Here is a 4,471-nt window from a genome sequence, read left to right on the forward strand (position 1 = left end):
ACGGCCGCCAGCCAGGCCCGGCCCATCGCCCCGCCGCCCCCGACGAGGACGGGCAGCGGCGCACCCCGCGGCCCCGCGGCGGGCGCGCTCACGCCCGGCCCGTCGCGGTGCGGTAGTCGACGCCCTCGGTGAACTCGCCGGTGTCGTAGCGCAGCAGCACCGGCTCGGCGCGCTCGGGGCGCACCGAGGCCGCCCAGCGCACGCCGTTGGCGATGACCCGGCGCACGTCCCGGTGGTGGTAGACGGGGTAGTCCTGGTCGCCGGGCGAGAAGAAGAACACCCTCCCGTGGCCGCGGCGGAACGTGCAGCCGCTGCGGAACACCTCCCCGCCGGAGAAGGAGCTGACGAACACCAGCTCGTCGGGGGCGGGGATGTCGAAGAACTCCCCGTACATCTCCTGCTCGGGGATCTCGATCGGCTGCGGCACGCCGTCGGCGATCGGGTGCGTCGGGTCGACCGTCCACACCAGCTCCCGGTCGTGCTCGCTGCGCCAGCGCAGCGTGCAGGAGGTGCCCATGAGCCGCTGGAACACCTTCGACCAGTGCCCCGAGTGCAGCACCACCAGGCCCATGCCGGCCAGCACGTGCCGCTGCACCCGGTCGACCACCGCGTCGGACACCTCCCCGTGGGCCTTGTGCCCCCACCAGGTCAGGACGTCGGTGGCGGCCAGCACCTCCTCGGTGAGGCCGTGCTCGGGCTCGTCGAGGGTGGCGGTGCGGACGGCGACCGCCGCGCCGAGGTTCTCCTCGATGCCCTCCTTCACGGCGCCGTGGATGCCGGCGGGGTAGCGCGCGGCGATCCCGGGCTCCTCCTGCTCGTGGCGGTTCTCGTTCCACACGGTGACGCGCAGCGGGACGTGCGGCTGCGGCACCCGCAGGGTGGGGGCGCCGTCGCTCGGGCTGGTCATGGTCCTCCTCGGCTCGGGTGGTGGGTCGGTGGGGTGGGGGTCAGCGGACGGAGCCGCCGGTGACGCCCGCGGCGACGTACCGCTGGGCGACGACGAGCAGCACGACCGCCGGCAGCGAGGCGAGCACGGCCGTGGCCATGACGGCGCCCCAGTCGTTCGTGTACGCCCCCATGTACTGGTAGAGGCCCAGCGTGATGGGGCGCACGTCCTCGGTGGTGGTCAGGGTGAGGGCGAAGAGGAAGTCGCCCCAGGTGAAGAGGAACGTGAACAGGGCGGCGGTGATGAGCGCGTTGCGGGCCATCGGCAGCACGATCCAGACGAACGCCCGGACCTGCCCGGCGCCGTCCACCCGGGCGGCCTCCACGACGGAGGCCGGGACGGACCCCATGAAGGCGCGCAGCACGAGGATCGCGAACGGGATGCCGTGGCTGGAGTCCGCCAGGACCAGCCCCGGCACCGAGTTCAGCAGCCCCAGGTCGTTGTAGGCGCTGTAGAGGGCGTTGGCCACGACGATGCCCGGGACCATCTGGCTGATGAGCACCGCGAACAGCACCCAGCTCGCCCAGCGGATGCGGAACCGGGCCAGGGCGTAGGCCGCGGGGGCCGCCACGGCCAGGCTGAGCACGACGCTGCCGGCGGCGACGACCAGGCTCGTCAGGAGGTTGCGGCCCTGGTCCGCGACCGCGGAGCGGTACCCCTCGAAGCTCGGCTCGAGCGGGAACCACGGCGTCCCCACCGCCGAGCCGCCCGGCTGCAGCGAGACGTTGAGCATCCAGTACAGCGGGAACAGCATCACCGCGAGGATCGCGACACCCAGGACCGTCCAGCCCCAGGGCCGCCCGCCCGGTCGGGCGCGGTCGGGCGCGGGCACCCGCGCGGGCGCGGCGGTCGTCACCGGTGCGGTCATCGCCGCCTCCTCACTCGTCGACGGCGCGGCGGTTGACGCGCAGGTAGAGGACCGCGAACAGCAGCGACAGGACGATGAGGACGTTGCCCAGGGCCGCGCCCTGCCCGAAGTCGAACTCCTGGAACGACAGCTGGTACGACTGCGTCGCGATGGTCTGCGTGGCGTTGGCCGGGCCGCCGCCGGTCAGGCCGAGGATGATGTCCAGCACCTTGAGCGTGTACACCACGCCCAGCACGAGCACGACGGTCACCACGGGGCGCAGCAGCGGCCAGGTGACGTGCCGGAACGCCCGCCAGCCGGTCGCGCCGTCCAGGGCGGCGGCCTCGTACAGCTCCTCGGGGATGTCCTGCAGGCCGCCGTAGAGGATGGTCGTGTTGAACGGGATGCCGATCCAGATGTTCACCACGACCACCGCCAGCAGCGCCAGCGACGTGCTCGTCAGCCACCCCGGCCGCCCGTCCACCAGACCGGTGGCGCGCAGGAACTGGTTGAGCACCCCGCTGTCCTGGTCGAGGATCCAGCGCCACACCGCGCTGGAGGCGATGAGCGGCACCAGCCACGGCAGCAGCAGCAGCGAGCGCAGGACGCCCGACAGCGGGAAGCGCCGCCGGAACAGCAGCGCCAGCAGCAGGCCCAGGACGAACTGCCCCGCGATCGAGCCGACCGTGAACAGCGCGGTGTTCAGCACCGCCTGGGAGAACACCGAGGAGCCCAGCACGGCGGTGTAGTTGGCCAGCCCCACCCAGGGCGCCTCCCCGGTGAAGAACGTCCGGGTCGTGTACTCCTGGAACGCCATGACGACGTTCTTCACCAGCGGGTACCCGAAGAACAGCGCCACGTAGACGACGGCCGGGGCGAGGAAGCCCAGCTCGACGAGGCGCTCGCGCCGGCGCGCGTCCCAGCGGCCGCGGCGGACGAGGACCGGTGGCTCCGCCGCGTCCCCCCGCACCCCCGCCGCCGCTGCGGCGGGGGGCGCGGGCATCGTCGCGACGGGCCGGCGGCGCTCAGCCATTCTCGGCCTGCTGCAGGGCGGCCAGCGGTTCCGCCCCGCCGGTGAGGGCCGTCTGCACGCCGGTGTAGATCTTCGTGGCGGCCTCGGGCCACTCCTCGCCCAGCTCGCCGGTGCGGGCCCGCAGGGTGGGCACCATGTCGACGAAGGCCTGCATCTCGGGGACCTGCTGGCCGTACCGCTCCGCGACGGCGGTCTTGGTGGGCACCGTGAAGCGCTTCTCCGCCAGCGCGAGCTGGTTCTCGTCGCTGGTGAGGCACTCGACGACCTCCGCGGCGGCGGCCTGCCGCGCCTCGTCACCGGTCTGCGGGATCGTCCACGTCTCCCCGCCCAGCGGCGCGACGGCCTCGTCGCCGGCCTGCGGCACGGGGATGGGCGCGATGCCGTAGTTCAGCCCCGCGGTCTCGTTGAGGGTGGGGTTCTGCCACGGCCCGTTGATCATCATGGCGGCGTTGCCGGCCTTGAACTGGTCGTTGACGTCGGCCTGGGCCCAGCCCACCACGGCCTCCGACGCCGAGCCGCTGCGGACGAGGTCGACCCACAGCTGCAGCGCCTCCGCGTTCTCGGGGCTGGCGATCTCGGTCTCGGAGCCGCCGTTGGACCACATGAACGGCAGGAACTGCCAGGTGCCCTCGTAGGTGTTGATCCCGGAGAAGGCGATGCCGTAGCGGTCGCCCTGCGTGAGCGCCGCCGCGGCGGTCTTCAGCTCCTCCCAGGTGGTGGGCGGCCGGACGCCCGCCTGGGCGAGCACGTCCTCGTTGTAGTACAGGGCGATGGTGTTGGTGACGGGCTGCAGGCCGTACAGCTCCCCGTCGTAGGTGGAGGCGTCGACGACGCCCTCGGCGTAGCCCTCGGCGCTCAGCCCGAAGTCGCCCAGCGGTGCCAGCGCGCCGGAGGCGGCGATCTGCTGCAGGTCGGGGTTGTCGAGCATCAGGATGTCGGGCAGCGTCCGCGAGGAGCTCTGCTGCAGCACCTTGGCGATGAGGCTGTCACCGGGGACGGAGGTGCGCTCGATGGAGACGCCCACCTGCTGCCCGCACGCCTCCAGCGCCTCCTGGTAGACGGTGTTGTCGGGCTCGTTGTTGTAGTAGTCCTGCACGGTGAGGCTCGTGACCTCGCCGGTGGCGTCGGCCGCGGTGTCGTCGCCACCACCGCACGCCACCAGGGCGAGCGGGGCCAGCAGGGCCACCGCGGCCGCGGTCGTCCTGCGCTGCACGGTTCCTCGTCGAGCCATGTCGTGTCCTTCCGTCGGCGCCGGGTCCTCCCGCGGCGGGGGTCAGGACCGGGGGGCGGTGCTCGCCCTCCGGGTCAGGCGGGGTTGCACGAGCGTCACACCGCTCGGGGGCGCGTCCTGCTCGTCGTCGAGCAGGGCGAAGAGGATCCGCATGGCGCGGCGGGAGACGTCGCGCGGTTCCAGCGACACGTTCGTCACCGGTGGTTCCACGGCCTCGGCCGTCGCGTCGGTGCACAACGCGACCACGGGGACGTCCCGCCCGGGCACCAGGGCGCGGGCCGCGAGCGCCCGCACCACCTCCTGCACGACCGCGGAGTTCGCCACCACCAGGCCCGTCGCGCCGCGGCCGCCCGCCAGCGCCGCGGCCACCGCGGCGCGGGCCCCGGCGCGGCTGGGTTCCACCGGCACCACCAC

Annotated in this window: 5 protein-coding genes; all 5 read right to left on the reverse strand. The window is 73.3% G+C overall.

The features are described 5' to 3' along the window. Window positions 1–88: 88 nt before the first annotated feature. Window positions 89–907, reverse strand: coding sequence for a ThuA domain-containing protein (locus ABEB16_RS08040; protein WP_345711742.1), 819 nt, complete (start codon window positions 905–907; stop codon window positions 89–91). A 40-nt stretch (window positions 908–947) separates the two neighbouring features. Then, window positions 948–1,814: a carbohydrate ABC transporter permease gene (locus ABEB16_RS08045; RefSeq protein ID WP_425560137.1), complete on the reverse strand. Its 867-nt coding sequence runs from the start codon at window positions 1,812–1,814 to the stop codon at window positions 948–950. Between the two features lie 10 nt (window positions 1,815–1,824). After that, entirely contained in the window at window positions 1,825–2,826 is a 1,002-nt protein-coding gene (locus tag ABEB16_RS08050) for a carbohydrate ABC transporter permease (protein WP_345711743.1), read from the reverse strand. After that, complete coding sequence (locus ABEB16_RS08055) at window positions 2,819–4,057, reverse strand: sugar ABC transporter substrate-binding protein (protein WP_345711744.1); 1,239 nt, start codon at window positions 4,055–4,057, stop codon at window positions 2,819–2,821. Before ABEB16_RS08055 ends, ABEB16_RS08050 begins: the two co-directional genes overlap by 8 nt. Before the next feature lie 42 nt (window positions 4,058–4,099). Continuing rightward, window positions 4,100–4,471, reverse strand: a 372-nt coding sequence (locus ABEB16_RS08060; RefSeq protein ID WP_345711745.1) for a substrate-binding domain-containing protein, incomplete at its 5' end; no start/stop codon positions are given.

It is taken from the genome of Kineococcus glutinatus (assembly GCF_039542765.1).
Classification (GTDB): Bacteria; Actinomycetota; Actinomycetes; order Actinomycetales; family Kineococcaceae; genus Kineococcus_A; species Kineococcus_A glutinatus.

Bases quoted from the DNA above. Each gene is read 5' to 3' on its own strand.
- ABEB16_RS08040 (WP_345711742.1), bottom strand. From the start codon at position 907: ATGACCAGCCCGAGCGACGGCGCCCCCACCCTGCGGGTGCCGCAGCCG.
- ABEB16_RS08045 (WP_425560137.1), bottom strand. From the start codon at position 1,814: ATGACCGCACCGGTGACGACCGCCGCGCCCGCGCGGGTGCCCGCGCCC.
- ABEB16_RS08050 (WP_345711743.1), bottom strand. From the start codon at position 2,826: ATGGCTGAGCGCCGCCGGCCCGTCGCGACGATGCCCGCGCCCCCCGCC.
- ABEB16_RS08055 (WP_345711744.1), bottom strand. From the start codon at position 4,057: ATGGCTCGACGAGGAACCGTGCAGCGCAGGACGACCGCGGCCGCGGTG.